The organism is Nitrospiraceae bacterium (assembly GCA_020632595.1).
Taxonomy (GTDB): Bacteria; Nitrospirota; Nitrospiria; order Nitrospirales; family UBA8639; genus Nitrospira_E.
Genome location: JACKFF010000001.1, coordinates 827,227 through 846,587, shown reverse-complemented (window position 1 = coordinate 846,587; position 19,361 = coordinate 827,227). Strand labels below are relative to the sequence as shown.

The following is a 19,361-nucleotide window of genomic DNA, read 5'->3' as shown; positions in this document are numbered from 1 at the left end:
CGCCTTCGGACCTATTGCTCTCCCATGATGAGGGAATCCCTATTGGAAACTTAATTTGTCATGGAGACCTGTTTCTGACCGGGGAGCGGTCAGCACATTTTCAAGGGAAAATATCTGGAAGGATGGCCAGGGAATGTGTGCGTTGCCTGGATCAATTTGAGGAAGATGTATCCCTGTCGTGTGAAGCGGAATTTAAAAAGGCCGTGAAAGCGGTCAATGTGATTGTGCCGCACAGGGATAAAGGAAAAGGGGGAAAGGGACGCGACAAATCCATCGATGAGAATGCGACGGAGGAAGATGATGTATACCCTATTACAGGAAATGACATCGACCTTCTTCCGGCTATTCGAGAGCAGCTTATTCTTGCTACCCCCCTTCAATCTTTATGTAATGAAAACTGCCTCGGATTGTGCCAAGTATGCGGGAGCAATTTAAATGATGGCATATGCGGGTGTTGTACCCCAGTGACTAGCTCAGCACCAGTGCCAAATTTCCAGCAAACAAAATCAAAAAGAAATCCATCCAAGCGCTCCTCTGTTTCTGTTCGAAGAGGATCGTGAAGGCAACAGTCACCCCTTAACTGAAAAGTTGGACTAATATGGCAAATCCTAAACACAAAATTTCTAAAGCCCGTAGAGATAAGAGGCGATCTCATCTCAAGCTCACCCCGCCAAATTTGTCTACGTGCCCTCAATGTCATGAGCCCAAGCCATCTCATACGACATGTTTAAATTGTGGAACCTATAAGGGTATCGCTATCATCTCGGTTGAAGAGGGATAAACGGTATTTTCCTACTCGAGTCAGCCATCTTTTAACACCAAACCCATGAAAATAGCCGTGGACGCGATGGGGGGGGATCATGGATTATCTCCCAATGTCGAAGGAGCCATACAGGCTACAAGGGAATCCTCTCTCTCGATTATCCTGGTCGGGGACGAACCCTCTCTCCAATCTCATCTGGACAAACTGGGCGGCACCAAGGCCGGCATAGAGATTTTTCATGCGCCACAGGTTGTGGATATGCATGAATCTCCTGCGTTGATTGCCAGAAAAAAACGAGATTCTTCCATATGGAAAGCTACAGAATTAGTCAAAAATAAACACGCCGACGCATTGGTGAGTGCAGGAAATACGGGCGCTACGATGGTGTCAGCATTTTTTCTTTTGGGATTGATCCAGGGGGTAGAACGGCCGGCAATCGCCGCGACATTGCCGACTCGCCAGGGTAAGGCCATCATGCTCGATGTGGGCGCTACTGTTGATTGTACGGCCAGACAGCTCTTCCAGTTCGGAATCATGGGGCATGAATATGGGAGGCATCTCCTGGGAACTGATCGTCCAAGGGTAGGTCTATTGAGTATTGGTGAAGAAGACACAAAAGGGAATGAAGTCACCAAAGAAACCTTTAAATTGTTGAAAGATAGCCCTATTAATTTCATTGGTAATGTTGAAGGACGAGATGTTTATAGTGGGAATGCCGATGTCATAGTGACCGATGGATTTATTGGAAATGTGGCCTTGAAAATTTCTGAAGGATTGGCGGATGCGATAAAAAAAATGCTGATGAAAGAAATTGCCCAGTCAGCTCTGGGTCGACTTTCCTATCTGTTTGTGGCCGGCCCCCTTCTGCGGTTACGGAGAAAAACCGATTATGCCGAATTCGGCGGGGCTCCACTTTTAGGGGTTGAAGGTATCAGTATGATCTGTCATGGTCGTTCCTCCTCCAAGGCGATCAAGAATGCTATTCTTCGAGCTCAGGCTTTAGCGGAAGGCGGCTTGATTGAAGAAATCCAAGGTGATATTGCCCAAGGATGCAGGTGAGTTCAACACGGTGTTTCATATATGAATAGTCTGATTTTAGGGACAGGGGCCTATGTTCCCAAGCGAGTCTTGACCAATGCGGATTTAGAACGCATGGTTGAGACCTCTGATACCTGGATTATTGAACGGACAGGGATCAGGGAGCGCCGAGTGGTTGACCCGGGGCAGGCCTGTTCCGATTTAGCGGTTGAGGCGGCTCAGCGTGCGTTAATAGATGCTGATGTGGCCCCATCCGAGATCGACCTGATCCTTGTCGCCACCTGTACAGGTGATTCCCCTCTGCCTTCCACTGCCTGTCTCATCCAACATCGGTTAGGAGCGAATCGGGCAGCGGCGTGTGATATTTCCGCCGCCTGCTGCGGGTTTATCTATGCGTTGGCTATCGCAGACGCCTATGTGAAAAATGGTATGCGGCACGTATTGGTCATTGGTTCCGAAGTTATGTCGGCGATAACCGATTGGACCGATCGCAATACGTGCGTCTTATTTGGCGACGGGGCTGGGGCGGTGGTGGTAGGACAAGGCACTGAAGGTTCGGGAATCCTTTCCACCCATTTGCATGCCAATGGCGGACTCTCGGATATGATTCAGGTGCCTGGAGGCGGATCGCGGGAACCGGCATCCAAAGAGGTTCTTCAGGAAAAACGGTGTTTTATAAAAATGAAGGGCAATGAAACATTTAAAATTGCTGTTAAATCCATGGAAGAGGCCACCAAAGAGGCATTAGAGGCCAATAAATTAGCAATGGACGATGTCGATCTGTTCATTCCTCATCAGGCCAATATGCGGATATTGAATGCGGTGAGCCAGCGATTGGGGTTGGGTCGGGAAAAGTTGATGATAAATTTAGATCGATTTGGTAATACCTCTGCAGCATCGATTCCGTTGGCGCTCGATCAGGCTGTTCGGGAGGGAAGAATTCATAAAGGAAGTGTGGTGCTGTTGGCTGCATTTGGTGCAGGTCTTACCTGGGCTTCAGCGGTCGTTCGTTGGTAACGTGACTGCCGGCGGATTTCTCCTTCCTGAATGAAATTATTGGCACAAAAGCAGAGGAAGAATCTGAGGCTTCCAACAAGAACAAACCAAAAGTTTTTTGGGTTTTAAAGAGAGGGGAAATATGTCTGGAACCACCTCATGGGGGGAAAATGATTGGGCGCTGATTCTAGGAGTCTCTAGTGGTTTTGGAGAGGCGGCGGCTATGGAGCTGGCCAATTTAGGGTTGAATATCTGTGGTGTGCATCTTGATCGAAAATCAACACAAGCGAATGCGGAGCGCATTGCGTCGCAGATTCGTTTACTTGGCCGAGAGGTCCTGTTTTTCAATGTCAATGCGGCTGATCCTGAAAAGCGTGTCGACATTTTGAAGACCCTGAAACAACGGGCGGAAGAATCCGGTAAGCCGGTCTGTGTCAGGGTGTTTTTACATTCGTTAGCTTTTGGGACCCTGAAGCCCTATATTGCAGAATCCCATGCAGAAGCCATTAATAAAGCACAGATGGACATGACGTTGGATGTCATGGCTAATAGTCTGGTGTATTGGACACAGGATTTAGTGGCACAAAAATTTTTGAGAACTGGGAGTCGAATCTTTTCCATGACCAGCGCCGGAGGTGCACGTGTCTGGCGTACCTACGGGGCGGTTTCCGCTGCAAAGTCGGCCCTGGAATCTCATACGAGGCAATTAGCCCTGGAACTGGCTCCTCTGGGTATCACAGTAAACTCGCTGATGGCAGGTGTCACTGATACTCCGGCTTTGCGTAAAATACCCGGTTCTGATGAAATGCTGACCTTAGCCAAACGAAAAAATCCTTCAAACCGACTGACCACGACCCAAGATGTCGCCGATGCGTTAGGACTGTTAAGTCATCCGAAGGCCCATTGGATCACCGGAAATGTGATTTGTGTGGATGGTGGAGAGTTTATTGTTGACTAGTTTCAGGAAGCGAGAGGAGCCATGTGGTGGACTGCCTCTGAATTATGGCATTTTTTAGAGGGTGAGCGAAAAGCATGAACCCAGTTTTTGGTTTTCTGTTTCCTGGGCAAGGCTCTCAGTCTGTTGGCATGGGCAAGACTCTTTTTGAGAGGAGTCCTGAGGTTCAGGCCCTCTATAAGGAGGCCGCCGATATCTTGGGATATGATATCGCCGCGTTGTGTTTTGAGGGGCCGTCAGAACAACTCAATAGAACCGAATATACGCAGCCGGCATTGCTGGTGGCCAGTCTCGCAGCATTTCAACTGGTCCGTGATGGGCCCCTTCTTCCCGCTGCCGTTGCCGGTCATAGCTTAGGCGAATATGCCGCATTAGTGGCGGCCGGCGCGCTGAATTTTGGAGAAGCGGTTAATCTTGTACAAAAGCGCGCGCGGTATATGGCCGAGGCCGTGACTCCTGGGAGCGGGTTAGTTGCCGCGATTTTAGGCCTTTCGGAAAAGGATGTTCGAAGTGTCTGTCAAGAAGCAGGATCAATGGGCATTGTGGCTCCAGCCAATTTCAATTCTCCAGGCCAAACGGTCATTGCCGGGGAAAAAGCCGCAGTGGAGCATGCAGCAGAATTGGCCAAGAAGCGTGGAGCAAAGCGGGTCATGCCGCTTCCGGTCAGTGTCCCGGTTCATACTCCATTGATGCAGGTTGCTGCTGACAGGCTGAAAAAAGATATTGATTCTTTGAAGTGGTCTGCTTTAAAGGTACCGTTGGTTAATAATGTGGAAGCCAAAGCCCTGTTGTCGGCGGAGGAGGTTCGTGAGTCCCTTGTTCGACAATTGCCTTCTCCGGTGCGGTGGCAGGAAACCATCCAGGCCATGGCGCTTATGGGCATCACACATTTCGTGGAAATCGGTCCAGGAAAAGTTTTGACGGGATTAGTGAAGCGCATTGTTCCTGAGGCTACTACGTGGAATGTGATGGATCAGGAATCCTACGCTCACGTCCTGTCGCACTGCGCCTAAGGACAAACGGGATTGTATTTTCAAGAAGGATTTGATCAATGTTGTTGACGGAAAAAATTGCAGTCGTGACGGGTGGAGCCCAAGGAATCGGGCAGGCGATTGCGACCACATTGGCCAGGGAAGGCGCAGATGTGGTGGTCGCTGATCTTGATGCCGAACGTTGTCAGGAAACCGTGGAACTTGTTCAACAAATGGGTCGCAAAGCGTTGGCGGTTTCGGTCAATGTTGGCGAGTGGGAACAGGCAAAGGGAATGATGGAACGCGTCCTCAAAGAATGGGGGCGAGTGGATATCTTGGTCAATAACGCAGGTATTACGCGAGATGGCTTGCTGATGCGGATGAAAGAGGAGGATTGGCTTGCCGTCCTCCAGGTCAATTTGACCGGCACGTTTTTCTGTGCAAAGGCCGCTCTGCCTTCCATGAGCAAACAGCGAAGTGGTCGTATTGTCAATATTGCTTCCATTGTTGGAGCGATCGGGAACATGGGACAAGCCAATTATGCAGCGTCAAAGGCGGGTGTGATCGGCCTCACCAAAACAATTGCCCGGGAGTATGCCAGTCGAAATATTACCGTCAATGCCGTGGCCCCGGGATTTATTGACACGGCGATGACCCAACACCTTTCGCCGGAAATTAAAGAAGGATTACTCAATCAAATTGCATTAAAGCGGTTAGGGCAACCTTCGGACGTTGCCGACGCAGTGTGTTTTCTGAGTTCAGAGAAGGCCGGGTATATTACCGGGCATGTGTTACATGTGAATGGCGGGATGCATATGGCGTCCTAGCCCACGCGCAACAGGATGTGTCACTCGATAAACCTTGTAAGGAGGAGCCAACAATGGCAGTTGAAGAGCGTGTTAAAAAAATTATTGTGGAACAATTAGGTGTTGAGGAAGATGACGTGGTTCCTGAGGCCAAGTTTGTGGAAGATCTTGGAGCTGATTCCTTGGATACGGTGGAATTGGTGATGGCCTTAGAAGAAGAGTTTGAAATCGAAATTCCGGATGAAGATGCAGAAAAAATTCAAACGGTCTCGGCAGCCATCGATTTTATTAAGGAAAAAGTCTAAGAAGGCCATCGAGAGCTGTGCGAAGTTGCGATTCGTCCCTAGTTGATCACAGGCGTCGAGAAGGTAAAGCCTCAGGTTTATTCTCTGGGTTTTCCATCCATGATATGTACGGAGTTCCTCAATGACTGAATGGAGACCACGGCGAGTGGTTGTGACAGGATTGGGATTGGTTACGCCGTTGGATATTGGTGTATCCAACACATGGGATAAATTATGTAAAGGCCAATCCGGAATCGGACCCATTACCCGATTTGATGCCGGCCAGTATCCGGTGCAGATTGCGGGGGAGGTCAAGAACTTTGATCCCTCGATGTTTATTGAGAAAAAAGAAATCAAAAAGATGGATACCTTTATCCATTTTGCCATTGCCGCCAGTCAAGAGGCGGTGGATGATGCCAAGCTTGTCGTGAACCAGGATGAGGCGGATCGTGTGGGGGTCTATATTGGAGCAGGCATTGGAGGTCTTCCGGCCATTGAACATTATCATAAGGTGTTGCTGGAACGTGGCCCAGACCGGGTTTCCCCATTTTTTATCCCGATGGTCATTATTAATTTGGCCTCCGGGCAGGTGGCGATCCGTTTTGGTGCTAAGGGGCCGAATGCCTGTACGGTCACGGCCTGTGCCACAGGGAATCATTGTATCGGGGACGGGTTTCGACTGATTCAGCGGGGAGAGGCCGATGTGATGCTGGTTGGAGGAGCGGAATCAACCATTTGCCCTACAGCGGTTGCTGGATTTGCCGCGGCGAAGGCCTTGTCCAGGAGGAATGATGAACCTGAACGGGCCAGTCGGCCATTTGATAAAGACCGTGACGGGTTTGTCATTGGGGAAGGCGCCGGTGTGTTAATCCTAGAGGAATTGGAACACGCCAAATCTCGAGGCGCGCACATTTATGCCGAGGTGATCGGCTATGCTATGAATAGCGATGCCTTTCATATTACCGCTCCACCAGATGATGGGGCCGGTGCAGTGACCTGTATGGAGCGTGCGATTCAGGATGCGGGGATCGCCAAAGAATCTGTGGGATATATTAATGCTCATGCCACATCCACGTTTGCCGATCGGATTGAAACGCAGGTTATCAAACAAGTCTTTGGGGAGCGGGCCTATTCCATTCCTGTGGGGTCTACCAAGTCCATGACCGGCCATCTATTAGGGGCGGCCGGTGGAATTGAAGGGGTCTTTTCTATTTTGGCCTTGCATCATGGCATCATTCCCCCGACGATCAATTTGGAGACGCCAGATCCCGAATGCGACTTGGATTATATTCCGACTCATGCCAGACCCTGTGATATCGATGTCGCCATATCCAATGCATTTGGATTTGGTGGGGTCAATGCCTGTCTGGTATTTCGGCGTTGGAAAGGCGAATAGGCAGCATGTCCTCTTCCTCATTAGATGGGTTCGAGAGGTGTGCCTCTCAGGACTCCAAAAGCAGTTGCCCCGACCTCGCCTCGGAAAGATATGATATACTACAACGTTTTGCTTAAGAGATAAAAGAATAACCATCATGCGTGTCAACACTACCAATGCTTTGTAGGTCTCGTGGCTGCTCTTGCATTTGAAGACATTCAGGAATCGTTGGAGTATGAATTCAAGCAGCAATCCCTGCTATGTGAGGCGCTCACCCACCGTTCATTTTCTCAAACTCAACCCCAGGCGGTGAGTCCCCATAATGAACGGTTAGAATTTTTAGGGGATGCGGTGTTGGGATTGGTTGTAAGCGAAAGTCTTGCGGCGATGTTTCCGCATTCTACAGAGGGCGAACTCTCCAAAATTAAAGCCGGATTAATTAGCCGATCCACTCTTTCGAAAGCAGCGAGTCATCTCCAGTTGGGGCAGTGGTTACGATTGGGTCGGGGGGAGGAAGCCACAAAGGGCCGAGAAAAAATATCGCTGTTAGCCAACGCACTTGAAGCGATCATTGGTGCGGTGTATCTTGATGGGGGGTTGGATGCCGCGAGAGCTTTTATTCAAAAAGTTTTGACGAAGGAATTTGCTTCATTACAGAAAAGTCCTGTGTTCTCAGTGGGGTGGGATGGAAAAAGTCGACTGCAAGAATGGACGCATAAACAATTTGGAGCAACCCCCCAATATCGGCTTGTTCGGGAATCCGGGCCGGATCATGAAAAAGTTTTTGCTGTCACGGTGGAAATCCGAGGTAAAATAATGGGTCAGGGAGAGGGGCGGACGAAAAAAGAGGCTGAACAGGCTGCGGCAGCGCAAGCGATGGCACAGGCTGGGCTTGGTATTGCAGCCGAGCCAAATCATTCAATCAGGAAATCAACAGATTAGCCATGGAGGAGGAATTATGAGGGGTGTGTTGAAGGCACGGACTTTAGCCAGCGGTCTACGTCAGCTCATGATGGTGATCGGATTGTTCACCATCGTCACTGTCGGTGGTTTTCCTGTCCCAAGCGAGGCGGCAGCGGAAGAACCATCGAAGGCTGAGACCAAGGCACCTCACGTTCTGATTAAAACGAAATTTGGAGAAATGGAAGCCGTGTTATTTCCTGACTTAGCCCCCAAGCATGTTGAAAGTTTTCTCAAATTGACTAAGTCAGGGTTTTATAATGGAACCATTTTTCATCGGGTCATTCCTGGATTTATGATTCAAGGGGGAGATCCTTTGACCAAAGATCCGGCCAATCGAAGCCGTTATGGAACTGGGGGACCTGGCTATACCGTTCCAGCCGAATTTAATCGGATTATTCACGAAAAAGGCATTCTTTCCGCAGCCCGCACGGCAGATCCCAATAGCGCGGGATCGCAGTTTTTCATTATGGCGGATAAGGCTCCTCATTTGGATGGCCAGTACACCGTGTTTGGTGAGGTGGTGAAAGGTCTTGATGTCATCGATACGATCGTGAGCCAGCCCCGCGATCTGAAAGATAATCCTCTAGAGCGAATTGAAATGACGATAGACTTGATTCAGTGAACCAGGAGGTGGCCCGAAATGTGGATAAAAAATGCCGATCAATTGACCGGTTCGGTGGAAGGTTGGTCAGGTGCATAATCAAATCCACTGGGGATAATGATGCGTCCTCCTGCCCCGGTCTGGCGGGCGAGTTGTTCTGCCACATCCGGATGGCGTTCCCGAATATAGCCGAGTAATCCATGTAAGAAGCGGTGGGAACGAAGCCCTGGTCCGGAAAATTTTTGAATGAAGGTATGGGCTTGGTCCAACACGTTGGTGACCAGCGTGGGTTCTAATGGTTGGCGTTCACCGAAGACCTTAAATTCTTTTCGTAATTCTTCACCGAAGGCTGGCAATACGGCGTCCGGTATGTGGATCAGGCTGAAACTTCGTCGCAGGCTTTGGAGGCCTTCCAGCACCTCCGCATCTGCCGCATCCCGCCGATCTTGAAAAAAACGATAGGCTAGAGCCTCAAAAACATAAAATATTTCAGTCGCCCGTTCCCCTCCGAGATCCAATAATTGCCGATAGAACCCCCGACGTTCGAGTTCAAATCTGTTCCCCACACGTTTCTGCTGATAGTCATCATTGCTTTCGAGAAAGACGCAGGATGTCGGGCAACTGATATTCGTGATGCGGTTTGTGCCGCAACATTGGCTGCAAATCACGCCTCCCAGTGCGGGACAAGCCCGTTTGCCTTTACGTTGATGACAATAGAGGCATTTACTCATTCGCCGGAATCTTTCTTAAGCCAGTCAATTCCATAATCAGACCAGGATCGGGGTTTTTTGTTAGGGTTAGCATTAGAGGGACGCTCAAGACCGTTAATCTCTGCACCATTCACATACAGATAGGGAACCATGATCACATGATTGACCCGGTCAATCCCGATTCCCGAAGGGGACAACAGAAACTCCGCAATCACCTCTTTTTTGTGATTAGCCAGTATTCTCCAGACTTTCCCTGCCGTCAAATCAGACACATACATGGTGCCATATTTGTCGAAATCAATACCGTCTAAATTATGGAAACTCCCGGTGAACAAGGTGTTGGCGAACAACTCCTGAATCGTTCCAGTTTCGTCAATCTCAAAAATCTTCCCATCCTCCCATCCGACACCGACCACATGCCCGTTCCTGGGATGAATGGTAAGCCCACGCGGGTGCGATAAGCTTTCATTCCGGGCAAAGACTTTCACAGTGTGATCGTGGCCGGGATCATCGATGTGATAAATGGTATTGGAATCGGCATCACTGACATAGAGCCCGCCGTGAGGATCCGCCACCAGGCCGGCAAGGGATTGACTGTGGAATTGTGTGAAGGGAATAGAATGAAGTGATTCTCCGGTGTTTTTGTCAAATCCCCTGACCACATCCAGATCGGCCACATAAAGGGTTGAGCCCACAAGGGCCATCCCTTTCGGTGAGTTCAACGTGACTGACTTTTGCCCACCTTGGATAAAGTGGAGGTCAATCATCTTACCCTCAGTCGTCACTTTACTGATAAAACCCTTATTTTCGCGTGTTCCAGGGTCTCCATTGGCATTGGCGATGAAATAGACCTGCCCTCCATCGGCAATCATGCTTTGCGGGAACGCTAAATTCGTGACCTCTTCGGCTTGGATGGCCGTCCAACAATTCAGCACCACAAGACTGGTGAGGATCGCAATTCTGAAAGAGACAGCAAGACAATATGGCTTCATGGAAACAACCGAACTTTCGCTGAGACGATGATGACGATCAGAGCGACAAGAAATACCTAGAGGAAAAGCTGAATTGGCATGGTAAGTGAGGTTTTTGCAGGGTGTCAAGGAAGGAGGAGGCTGCCATTTCGTTGACGAAGATTTTCCCTGCCTGATATCGTAAATTACCCTAAATAAGTTGTTTGACCATTTTCAAGTAAAGGAGCCAACGTGTCCGCACAGATTATTGATGGCAAAGCATTAGCCCTGGCGATGCGAGAGAGCATTGCCGAAGAGGTTCGCCTTCTCGAAAAAGACACGGGGGTCAAGCCCGGATTAGCGGCCGTGTTAGTGGGAGATGATCCGGCCTCGGCTGTCTATGTGCGGAACAAGAAAATAGCCTGTGAAAAAGCCGGGCTCTATCCTCAGGAACATCGTCTGCCGTCGTCCACTACCCAAGAGACCTTATTGCAATTGATCCACCAGCTGAATGCCGATACTCGAATTCATGGCATCCTGGTCCAGCTCCCCTTGCCGCCCGGCATGGACAGTCAAGCGATTTTGCAAGCCGTCTCTCCAGAGAAAGATGTCGACGGGTTTCACCCGGTCAATGTGGGGCGTTTAGTCACAGGCGACCCGGTGTTTATCCCCTGTACGCCGAAAGGGGTTATTCAGATGATCGAGTCGACCGGACAGGACATTGCCGGGAAACGAGCCGTAGTGATTGGTCGTAGTAATATTGTAGGAAAACCCGTGGCCATGTTGCTCCTACATCGACATGCCACCGTCACCATCTGTCATTCACGCACCAAAGATCTTCCCGCCGTGGTTCGTGAAGCCGACATCGTGATTGCCGCAATCGGGAAGCCTCTCTTCGTCACCTCAGAGATGGTGAAACCGGGGGCGATCGTGATTGATGTGGGGATCAATCGATTAGCGGATGGAAAATTGGTCGGGGATGTGGATTTTGACCGGGTCAAAGACCGAGCGGGATGGCTCACACCCGTCCCCGGCGGTGTTGGCCCGATGACAATCGCTATGCTGCTTCAGAACACCCTAGAATCAGCCAAACGGAATGTCGGCACATAACCCTCAGGCCACACAAAAGTTGGTGCACATGACGATTCCTGAATTTACACGACAGAAGAAACAGGGCAAAAAGTTAACGGTCGTCACCGCCTATGATGCGTTATTCACGCGGATTGTGGAGCAGGCCGGGCTGGACGTCATTCTCGTGGGCGATTCTCTTGGGATGGTCGTGCAGGGCAAGCCCAATACCTTATCGGTGACCATGGAAGACATGCTCTATCACACGCGGTTGGTGGCTCAGGCCGCCAAACGGGCTATGGTGATTGGAGATATGCCGTTTATGTCTTACCAGGCCAGTGTGGAAGATGCGGTGCGCAATGCGGGGCGCTTTTTGCAAGCGGGGGCCGCCGCCGTGAAACTTGAAGGGGGACTATCAGTAATTGATCGGATCGAGGCTATGACCCGTTTTGGCATTCCCGTCATGGGTCACGTGGGCATGACACCACAGTCAGTGAATCAATCGGGCGGATATTCGGTTAAGGGGAGGGCGCAGGTTGAAGCGGAAACTATTATGAATGATGCCAAGGCGCTGGAAGCCGCCGGGGCATTTGCCGTGGTCCTGGAATGCATGCCGACTGAGTTGGCACAAGGCATCACTGAAGCCCTTTCAGTACCGACCATTGGTATCGGCGCCGGGCATGGATGTGACGGGCAGGTGTTGGTGCTTTACGACCTATTAGGCCTCTTTGATGACTTTGTCCCGAAATTTGTCAAACCCTATGCACATCTGAAGGCGGATGCTTTGCAGGCGCTCCGACGGTATAAAGAAGAAGTCGAATGCGGAAAATTCCCCACCGATGCTGAAAGTTATCATTAAAAAATTTTCACGTCCTATTCCTCTCAAAATTAGACAGAATGGATTGGACACTCTGTCCATCTTCTCAGATTACTCAGAAGGTGTTTGAAGCCATCACCTTCTTGGAATCAAATGATCCATCTGTTGGCCCCAACAAGCGGCCATAAACCAAAGGGTGAATCCTTTTCCTCTAGAATCGAACCGAGGCCCTCATCGGGGCGCTGTGGGATTACCGTTGGATTTTGCGACAGACGCTTCATTATTGATTGCAACGGGTAGATAGCGCTGAATTCCCAACGATTGGTGAATGTGTTCATGAAAAAAATGTTCAAGCAGTATGCCCTAAAGCTGGCGAAGAGTCTGTCAGCGAGATTCTCACTGTCTGTGAGTTGGAATTCGACCGAAGGCTATATGCTGGAGTATGCCAAAGAGATTATCCGTGCATTGGAAAATGACCACGAAGTGACGACTCGCCAGGACGTCATCACTGGTCTTCGACGACTTAGTCTCGATGAATTTGGATTGGTATTGCTGTCTATGCCAGACCCTGAGTATCCCAAGCTCTCACGACTTCTTCCTGCCATGGCAAGTGACGAGGTTCAGCGAAGCTGGACGGGAAACCATGGCTTGGCACTTCTCAAAGAAACGACGGCGTTCGCGCGTGCGTTGAGTTACAATTATGCGCGCGTGACCGGGCGGTCTCTGGATGATGCGACTGTCTTGGACTTTGGGTGCGGCTATGGCCGTATCGCCCAGTTGCTGTATTATTTTACTGTCGAGGAAAAAATATTCGGGGTCGACCCCCGGAAACAGTCAATTGAGCTATGTCTGGAATCCAGGCTTGGTACAAACTTTATGGTATCAGATTACCTCCCCGTATCCTTGCCGGTCGGGGCGGTGAAGTTTGATCTCATCTATGCTTTCTCCGTGTTCACCCACCTGTCCCGCAGGGCGATGACGACGTCGTTGCACACATTGCGGCAGCATATTGCGGATGATGGTCTGTTGGCCATGACCATTCGTCCGGTCGAATACTGGGAGCAGGCCTCTCATGCGTCACAGGATCAGAAAGATGTCCTTGTTGGCCGACACCGACAGGAGGGCTTCGCCTTCAATCCACACAACTGGGCGCCGATTGACGGTGACGTTACATACGGGGATTCCTCAATGACGTTGGACTGGATGACGGCCACCTTTCCCGATTGGACAATCAAAGCGACCGATCGTTGTTTGAATGACCCCCTGCAACGATATGTATTTCTGGTGCCGCGCTGACCGGGATAACCCCAACTTTTGTGGTCGGGAAATGTAGGCCTGTTTATGAAGGAAAGTCGCAAGCTGAAAGGGGGAAGAGCTTGCTTGCCACGGCAGGGTATTCCTTGTATGCTCCTGCCTAAATTGCAGATTTTCCAGTATAAAGGATGAGTCTCATGGAGCTTCCAGAGGACATGCAGCAATGCCGTCAAGAGATCGACAGGCTTGATGACGACATTCTCAATATATTGAATGAGCGATCCCAATACGTGATTAAAATTGGGCATTTGAAAAAACAACAGGATTCGTCCGCCCATCTTCACACGCCTGGTCGGGAAGTGGCGATCGTGGAACGGTTGATGCGCAAGAATCCCGGGCCGTTTCCTAGTGAAGCTCTGCGGCATGTTTACCGGGAAATTATGTCGGCGTCCCTTTCTCTCGAGGGAACACAGACGGTCGCGTATTTAGGCCCACCTGCCACGTTTACGCATCTGGCTGCCATGCGGAAGTTCGGGGGATCGGCCGATTATGTGTCGGTCAATAGCATTAAGGATGTGTTTGATGAAGTGGAACGGGGACGTATGCGGTTTGGCGTGGTTCCCATAGAAAATTCAACGGAAGGGGTGGTCAATCATACCTTGGATCTGTTCGTGGACTCACCCTTGTTGATTTATGGTGAAGTGATGCTGGAAGTTTCCCATCACTTTCTTTCGAAGGCGCAAAAATTAGAAGAAATCAAGACGGTTTATTCTCATCCCCATGCCCTCGCCCAATGCCGAAACTGGCTGGAAACCAATTTGCCTTCTGTGAATTTTGCGGAAGAGCCCAGTACGGCTAGGGCTGCTGAGCGGTGCGTGGATGATCCAACCGCCGGGGCCATTGCCTCCGAATTAGCTGCTCAGTTGTATGGGTTGAATATTCTGCGATCACGTATTGAAGATAACATTAATAATTTCACCAGGTTCCTCATTTTATCCCAAAAGGGGGCTGAGCCAACGGGTCGGGATAAAACGTCGATCATTGTCTCAGCAAAAGACCGGGTTGGAGCTTTGTATGACCTGATCCGCCCGTTTTCATCGCACGGCATTAGTATGACCAAAATTGAATCACGGCCTACCCGGCGAAAAGTTTGGGAATATCTGTTTTATATGGATTTGGAGGGACATCAGGACGATGACCGTCTGAAGAAAGCCCTGGCGGAAGTCAGGTCCCGTTGTTTGATGATGAAGGTTCTGGGATCGTATTCTTCTCATCAGTAGAGTCTAGCCCAATCTATATGCTCTTGAAGGAGGAAGGTCCGGAAGGGGTAGGGACAAAGGACCTCCCGGGTAGATATGAATATGAAGTTTTTTCGATTTTTTCCGCATACGCACAATAGAAAGAATGTAAAGCCATGCCACTGCGTGTCCACCCCACAATCGCCTCGTTAACCCCATATTCCCCAGGGAAACCCTTGGGCGAATTGGAGCGGGAGCTGGGAATTACTCAGGCCATTAAACTGGCCTCTAATGAAAATCCTTGGGGTCCTTCGCCGAACGCGCTGCAGGTTTTAGCGGGGGCAGCCGGGTCGCTTCACCGGTATCCGGATGGCGGGGCTCACTACCTTCGGCAAGCGTTAGCCGAGCGGTGGAAGGTTTCTGATGATCAGGTTCTGGTGGGCAATGGGTCAGATGAAATCATTAGTCTCTTGATTCGCGCATTTCTCTCCCCGGGTGATGAAGCGGTCATGGCTGATCTGACGTTTGTGATGTACAAGCTCTCAGTATTGGGAGGGCATGGTGTGCCGGTAGAAGTGCCTTTGAAAAATTGGGTCCATGATATGGCGGCCATGGTTGAGGCAGTCACCGACCGCACGCGGCTCTTTTTTCTCTGCAATCCGAATAATCCCACGGGCACCATGCTGACGGCACGGGAAATCGATGGGTTCCTCTCACGACTTCCCGACCATGTGGTCGTCGTATTCGATGAGGCGTACTATGAATACGTGCGACATCCCGATTTTCCCGACAGCTTGCAGTATGTTCGTGAGGGGCGACCCGTTGTGGTATTACGGACGTTTTCAAAAATTTATGGATTGGCAGGGTTGCGCGTGGGTTATGGGTATACGACCAAAGAAATCGCCGGATATGTGAATCGGGTTCGTCCCCCTTTCAACGTGAATAGCTTGGCTCAAGAAGCCGCACGAGCAGCCCTTTCCGATGACGATCATGTGGCCAAAAGCCGGGCTATGAATGAAGCCGAAATGACGTTTCTGCAAGAAAGGCTGATTGCCATGGGGTTAGAGACCGTTCCCAGTCAAGCCAACTTTTTGTATTTCAATGTAGGGATCGATGGAAGGCGTGCGTATGACGCGTTGCTTCGGGAAGGTGTCATCGTTCGGCATATTCGCGGGCCCATGCTCCGAGTAACTATTGGACAACCGACTGAAAATCGGCGCTTTCTTGAATCGTTGGCCCGAGTGCTTCCCACGTTGTCGTAGCGCAAGGATTCAGATTCATTTAATGGTTATCGTCCTAAAACCCGAAGCCACAGAGCAGAATGTTGATCACTTGATTGATCGTCTTCGCTCGTTAGGGATGGTCACACAAATCACGAAGGGGAAAGAACGGACCATTGTGGCGGTGCTTGGCGATGACCGGGTACTCCAGGGGCAACCCTTGAGCGTGTTTCCCGGTGTGGAAAGTGTGACTCCGATTCTCGCGCCTTGGAAGTTAGTGAGCCGTGAATTTCAAAAACACGATTCCGTCATCGATGTGGCCGGCGTGCAAGTTGGGGGGAGTCGGATCGTAATTATGGCCGGTCCTTGCGCGGTGGAGAAATTAGAAATTACGGTGGGCATCGCTCAAGAAGTGGCTAGGGCCGGTGCCACCATTTTGCGTGGCGGCGCGTATAAGCCTCGTACCTCGCCCTATTCCTTTCAGGGGTTGGGACAGGAAGGATTGGAGTTTTTGGCTGAGGCCAGGAGACAAACCGGCCTTCCGGTTGTGAGTGAAATTTTGGATGCCCGTGATCTCGGACATTTTTTGGAAAAAGCGGATGTGATCCAAGTTGGCGCCCGGAATATGCAAAATTTTGAACTGTTAAAAGAGGTCGGGGCTTATGACAAACCCGTCCTGTTGAAGCGTGGGCTGTCGGCCACGATTAAAGAGTTACTCTTATCCGCAGAATATATTATGTCCCGTGGCAATCGGAACGTTATGCTGTGTGAAAGGGGAATTCGCACCTTTGAGCCGCAGTATCGCAATACGCTCGATTTAAGTGCGGTGCCCACCCTAAAAGAAATGACGCATTTGCCGGTTATTGTTGATCCAAGTCACGCAACCGGGAATTGGAAGCTTGTAGCCCCTATGGCTAAAGCCGCCATTGCGGCTGGAGCTGACGGCCTGTTGATTGAAGTCCATTCTAATCCGGAATGTGCCTTGTGCGACGGAGAGGAATCGCTGAAGCCCAGCCGGTTTACCGAACTCATGAATGATTTACAAAAGGTGGCGCAGGCTGTGGGCCGGGAACTTTGATTGTTCTCTTGTGATTCCGACACTTTTGCCTTCCATCATGTCGACTTCCCACTCAGAACCGTTGTTCCGGCACGTGTCCATTATCGGGATAGGCCTGCTTGGCGGCTCTCTCGGCCTTGCACTGAAGGAACAGGGCCTGGCCAAAACGGTCGTGGGGATCGGTCGTCGACAAGAAAATCTCGAACTAGCCGTTCGAATGGGTGCCATTGATCAATTTGCGCTGGAGCCACATCGGGCGGTGAGCCAATCGGATTTAATTGTCCTGGCCACTCCTGTAGAGACCTATCTCTCGCAAATTGACCTGTGGGGAAAAGATCTGGCCCCGTCCGCCATCGTGAGTGATGTGGGAAGTGTGAAGGGCCAACTGGTCTCAAAAATTGAAGCCCGGTTGCCTCCCTCGACATTTTTTGTCGGCGCCCATCCTATTGCCGGGAAAGAAAAATCCGGGGTGGCGCACGCCGATTCGCATTTGTTTCAAGGCGCTCGATGTATTCTGACTCCGACTCCCCATACCAATGTCCAGGCACTGGAAAGGGTTCAACACCTCTGGGAAACTGTCGGATCTGTGGTGTCGTCGATGGATCCCCGGGACCACGATTGGGTCTTCGGTGCAGTGAGTCATCTGCCTCATATCGCGGCTTTTTCTCTCATGCACACCTTGGAGACATTGCAAGGACGAACATCTCAGCCTGCGGATTTGCTGAGTTTTTCTGGGGGAGGGTTACGCGATACTACGAGGATTGCGGCCAGTTCGCCTGAAATGTGGCGGGATATTTGTGTCGCCAATCATGCGAATTTGGTTGAGATGGTTGATCGCTACATTCAACAGCTACAAGATTTTCGGGAGTTGTTGAGCAAACGGGATGCATCAGCATTGTACGAAGCGATTGCTCGGGCCAAAGCCTCACGAGAACGGTTAATATGATGAGTCAGTTCACCATTCTTCCGACCCAAAACCCCCTTCGTGGCAGCCTGTCGGTACCGGGGGACAAATCCATTACGCATCGCGCCCTCATCTTTGGAGCCTTGGCGCAGGGCCAAACACGCATCGGGGGCTACTCTAGAGGCGAGGATTGCCTGCATACCCTTAATGCGATTCGTGCCTTAGGCGCTGATGTACAGGAAACGCCTGAGGGACTTGAGGTGACCGGCAAAGGACTCTGGGGTCTGCAGGAACCTTCGAATGTGTTGGATTGTGGAAATTCCGGGACGGGTTTGCGCCTTTTGGCTGGCGTCTTAGCCGGGCAAAATTTCTTCTCCGTTCTGACTGGGGATTCCTCTCTGAGAAGTCGTCCGATGGGCCGGGTGGTCACTCCTCTCCGTCAAATGGGGGCCGTGATCTCGGGAAGACGCGGCGGTGAATTGGCTCCTTTGGCTATTCAAGGCACCGGGCTCAAGGGGATTCTCTATGAATCTCCTGTCGCCAGTGCCCAAATTAAATCGTGCGTCCTCTTGGCCGGGCTCTTTGCCGAAGGGACGACCATTGTGAAGGAGCCTAGACGATCCCGTGATCATACGGAGCGTCTCTTGTCCTATTTTGGAGTTCCCCTCCAGGTTGATGGGTGCACTGTGCAACTTCAAGGCCGACCCTCTTTTGATGGAAAGCCGATTGAGGTTCCTGGAGATATCTCGGCTGCGGCGTTTTTTATGGTTGCCGCATCGATCGTTCCCGATTCGGATATCCTGCTCACTGATATAGGGTTGAATCCTGAACGAACAGGCATTCTGGATATTCTCCTCGAGATGGGAGCAGATATCACCATCGTCAACCAACGAGAAATTTCCGGGGAACCGGTGGGTGATATCCGTGTGCGGTCTGCTCCGTTGAGGGGAACGGTCATTGGGCCAGAACTCATTCCCAAAACGATTGATGAATTGCCTATATTGTGTGTGGCTGCCGCTTTGGCTCATGGACAGACACGCATTACCGGAGCACAGGAACTCCGGGTGAAAGAGACCGATCGCATTCGAGCCATGGCGACAGAATTATCCCGTCTCCATGTTAAAGTCGAGGAACAGCCGGATGGTTTAGTCATCAATGGCGGTTCCCAGATTAAGGGCGCCGTTTGTCAGAGTTATGGCGATCATCGGGTGGTAATGTCGCTGGCCATCTGCGGATTAGTGGCGGAGTCTCCGATTACCATTGAGGATGTGGCATGCGTGGAGACATCTTTCCCGGGATTCAAAGGTAAGCTGTTGGATTTATTGACAAATTCTGAGCGACTATTATAATGCTCCAGAAATTAGTTCGTAAGAGGAGAATAGGGTCGTTCA

21 protein-coding genes are annotated in these 19,361 nt (G+C 50.6%); 19 read left to right on the top strand and 2 right to left on the bottom strand.

The window, feature by feature from the left end; all coding sequences use genetic code 11:
• The first annotated feature begins 137 nt into the window (after positions 1-137).
• The 11 genes from H6750_03930 (at position 138) to H6750_03880 (ending at position 8,773) form a co-directional block, all read left to right on the top strand.
• Entirely contained in the window at positions 138-560 is a 423-nt protein-coding gene (locus H6750_03930; GenBank protein ID MCB9773458.1) for a DUF177 domain-containing protein, read from the top strand.
• Between the two features lie 38 nt (positions 561-598).
• The gene (gene rpmF / locus H6750_03925; GenBank protein MCB9773457.1) at positions 599-781 is read left to right on the top strand and encodes a 50S ribosomal protein L32; all 183 of its coding nucleotides are present in this window, start codon (positions 599-601) and stop codon (positions 779-781) included.
• Positions 782-826: 45 nt separating this feature from the next.
• The gene (gene plsX, locus H6750_03920; protein ID MCB9773456.1) at positions 827-1,822 is read left to right on the top strand and encodes a phosphate acyltransferase PlsX; all 996 of its coding nucleotides are present in this window, start codon (positions 827-829) and stop codon (positions 1,820-1,822) included.
• A 21-nt stretch (positions 1,823-1,843) separates the two neighbouring features.
• A complete protein-coding gene (locus H6750_03915) occupies positions 1,844-2,818 on the top strand; it encodes a ketoacyl-ACP synthase III (GenBank protein MCB9773455.1) in 975 nt (324 codons plus the stop codon).
• A gap of 121 nt (positions 2,819-2,939) precedes the next feature.
• A complete protein-coding gene (locus tag H6750_03910) occupies positions 2,940-3,755 on the top strand; it encodes an SDR family oxidoreductase (GenBank protein MCB9773454.1) in 816 nt (271 codons plus the stop codon).
• Between the two features lie 74 nt (positions 3,756-3,829).
• On the top strand, positions 3,830-4,765 hold the full coding sequence (fabD, locus tag H6750_03905; protein MCB9773453.1) for an ACP S-malonyltransferase: 936 nt from the start codon (positions 3,830-3,832) through the stop codon (positions 4,763-4,765).
• A gap of 41 nt (positions 4,766-4,806) precedes the next feature.
• Positions 4,807-5,550 (top strand): 3-oxoacyl-[acyl-carrier-protein] reductase, encoded by a 744-nt coding sequence (fabG, locus tag H6750_03900; protein ID MCB9773452.1) that lies wholly within the window; start codon positions 4,807-4,809, stop codon positions 5,548-5,550.
• Between the two features lie 53 nt (positions 5,551-5,603).
• Positions 5,604-5,834: an acyl carrier protein gene (gene acpP / locus H6750_03895; GenBank protein ID MCB9773451.1), complete on the top strand. Its 231-nt coding sequence runs from the start codon at positions 5,604-5,606 to the stop codon at positions 5,832-5,834.
• Between the two features lie 121 nt (positions 5,835-5,955).
• Entirely contained in the window at positions 5,956-7,209 is a 1,254-nt protein-coding gene (gene fabF / locus H6750_03890) for a beta-ketoacyl-ACP synthase II (GenBank protein MCB9773450.1), read from the top strand.
• Positions 7,210-7,380: 171 nt separating this feature from the next.
• Positions 7,381-8,130: a ribonuclease III gene (gene rnc / locus H6750_03885; protein MCB9773449.1), complete on the top strand. Its 750-nt coding sequence runs from the start codon at positions 7,381-7,383 to the stop codon at positions 8,128-8,130.
• A 70-nt stretch (positions 8,131-8,200) separates the two neighbouring features.
• Entirely contained in the window at positions 8,201-8,773 is a 573-nt protein-coding gene (locus H6750_03880; protein MCB9773448.1) for a peptidylprolyl isomerase, read from the top strand.
• Positions 8,774-8,811: 38 nt separating this feature from the next.
• On the opposite strand, the gene H6750_03875 is transcribed toward H6750_03880, so the two are convergent.
• Together H6750_03875 and H6750_03870 are read right to left on the bottom strand one after the other, a co-directional pair.
• Positions 8,812-9,483 carry a hypothetical protein gene (locus tag H6750_03875; GenBank protein MCB9773447.1) on the bottom strand — a complete coding sequence of 224 codons (672 nt, stop codon included), beginning with the start codon at positions 9,481-9,483 and terminating at the stop codon, positions 8,812-8,814.
• A complete protein-coding gene (locus tag H6750_03870) occupies positions 9,480-10,454 on the bottom strand; it encodes a hypothetical protein (GenBank protein ID MCB9773446.1) in 975 nt (324 codons plus the stop codon). The genes H6750_03875 and H6750_03870 overlap by 4 nt, the downstream gene beginning before the upstream one ends.
• 210 nt (positions 10,455-10,664) lie before the next feature.
• On the opposite strand from H6750_03870, the gene folD reads away from it, so the two are divergent.
• From folD to aroA, 8 genes are all read left to right on the top strand, one after another.
• On the top strand, positions 10,665-11,522 hold the full coding sequence (gene folD, locus H6750_03865) for a bifunctional methylenetetrahydrofolate dehydrogenase/methenyltetrahydrofolate cyclohydrolase FolD (GenBank protein ID MCB9773445.1): 858 nt from the start codon (positions 10,665-10,667) through the stop codon (positions 11,520-11,522).
• 28 nt (positions 11,523-11,550) lie between these two features.
• Complete coding sequence (panB, locus tag H6750_03860; GenBank protein MCB9773444.1) at positions 11,551-12,339, top strand: 3-methyl-2-oxobutanoate hydroxymethyltransferase; 789 nt, start codon at positions 11,551-11,553, stop codon at positions 12,337-12,339.
• Positions 12,340-12,633: 294 nt separating this feature from the next.
• The gene (locus H6750_03855) at positions 12,634-13,593 is read left to right on the top strand and encodes a class I SAM-dependent methyltransferase (protein MCB9773443.1); all 960 of its coding nucleotides are present in this window, start codon (positions 12,634-12,636) and stop codon (positions 13,591-13,593) included.
• 155 nt (positions 13,594-13,748) lie between these two features.
• Entirely contained in the window at positions 13,749-14,831 is a 1,083-nt protein-coding gene (gene pheA / locus H6750_03850) for a prephenate dehydratase (protein MCB9773442.1), read from the top strand.
• 134 nt (positions 14,832-14,965) lie between these two features.
• Positions 14,966-16,051 carry a histidinol-phosphate transaminase gene (locus H6750_03845; GenBank protein ID MCB9773441.1) on the top strand — a complete coding sequence of 362 codons (1,086 nt, stop codon included), beginning with the start codon at positions 14,966-14,968 and terminating at the stop codon, positions 16,049-16,051.
• A gap of 22 nt (positions 16,052-16,073) precedes the next feature.
• A complete protein-coding gene (gene aroF, locus H6750_03840) occupies positions 16,074-17,087 on the top strand; it encodes a 3-deoxy-7-phosphoheptulonate synthase (protein MCB9773440.1) in 1,014 nt (337 codons plus the stop codon).
• A gap of 10 nt (positions 17,088-17,097) precedes the next feature.
• Positions 17,098-18,012 carry a prephenate dehydrogenase gene (locus tag H6750_03835; protein ID MCB9773439.1) on the top strand — a complete coding sequence of 305 codons (915 nt, stop codon included), beginning with the start codon at positions 17,098-17,100 and terminating at the stop codon, positions 18,010-18,012.
• A complete protein-coding gene (aroA, locus tag H6750_03830) occupies positions 18,012-19,319 on the top strand; it encodes a 3-phosphoshikimate 1-carboxyvinyltransferase (protein MCB9773438.1) in 1,308 nt (435 codons plus the stop codon). The genes H6750_03835 and aroA overlap by 1 nt, the downstream gene beginning before the upstream one ends.
• The last annotated feature ends 42 nt before the right edge of the window (positions 19,320-19,361 follow it).

Bases quoted from the DNA above. Each gene is read 5' to 3' on its own strand.
- H6750_03875 (MCB9773447.1), bottom strand. From the start codon at position 9,483: ATGAGTAAATGCCTCTATTGTCATCAACGTAAAGGCAAACGGGCTTGT.
- aroA (MCB9773438.1), top strand. From the start codon at position 18,012: ATGAGTCAGTTCACCATTCTTCCGACCCAAAACCCCCTTCGTGGCAGC.
- H6750_03855 (MCB9773443.1), top strand. From the start codon at position 12,634: ATGAAAAAAATGTTCAAGCAGTATGCCCTAAAGCTGGCGAAGAGTCTG.
- pheA (MCB9773442.1), top strand. From the start codon at position 13,749: ATGGAGCTTCCAGAGGACATGCAGCAATGCCGTCAAGAGATCGACAGG.
- H6750_03845 (MCB9773441.1), top strand. From the start codon at position 14,966: ATGCCACTGCGTGTCCACCCCACAATCGCCTCGTTAACCCCATATTCC.
- fabF (MCB9773450.1), top strand. From the start codon at position 5,956: ATGACTGAATGGAGACCACGGCGAGTGGTTGTGACAGGATTGGGATTG.
- fabD (MCB9773453.1), top strand. From the start codon at position 3,830: ATGAACCCAGTTTTTGGTTTTCTGTTTCCTGGGCAAGGCTCTCAGTCT.
- H6750_03870 (MCB9773446.1), bottom strand. From the start codon at position 10,454: ATGAAGCCATATTGTCTTGCTGTCTCTTTCAGAATTGCGATCCTCACC.
- H6750_03915 (MCB9773455.1), top strand. From the start codon at position 1,844: ATGAATAGTCTGATTTTAGGGACAGGGGCCTATGTTCCCAAGCGAGTC.
- H6750_03910 (MCB9773454.1), top strand. From the start codon at position 2,940: ATGTCTGGAACCACCTCATGGGGGGAAAATGATTGGGCGCTGATTCTA.
- rpmF (MCB9773457.1), top strand. From the start codon at position 599: ATGGCAAATCCTAAACACAAAATTTCTAAAGCCCGTAGAGATAAGAGG.
- panB (MCB9773444.1), top strand. From the start codon at position 11,551: ATGACGATTCCTGAATTTACACGACAGAAGAAACAGGGCAAAAAGTTA.
- H6750_03880 (MCB9773448.1), top strand. From the start codon at position 8,201: ATGGTGATCGGATTGTTCACCATCGTCACTGTCGGTGGTTTTCCTGTC.
- acpP (MCB9773451.1), top strand. From the start codon at position 5,604: ATGGCAGTTGAAGAGCGTGTTAAAAAAATTATTGTGGAACAATTAGGT.
- plsX (MCB9773456.1), top strand. From the start codon at position 827: ATGAAAATAGCCGTGGACGCGATGGGGGGGGATCATGGATTATCTCCC.
- aroF (MCB9773440.1), top strand. From the start codon at position 16,074: ATGGTTATCGTCCTAAAACCCGAAGCCACAGAGCAGAATGTTGATCAC.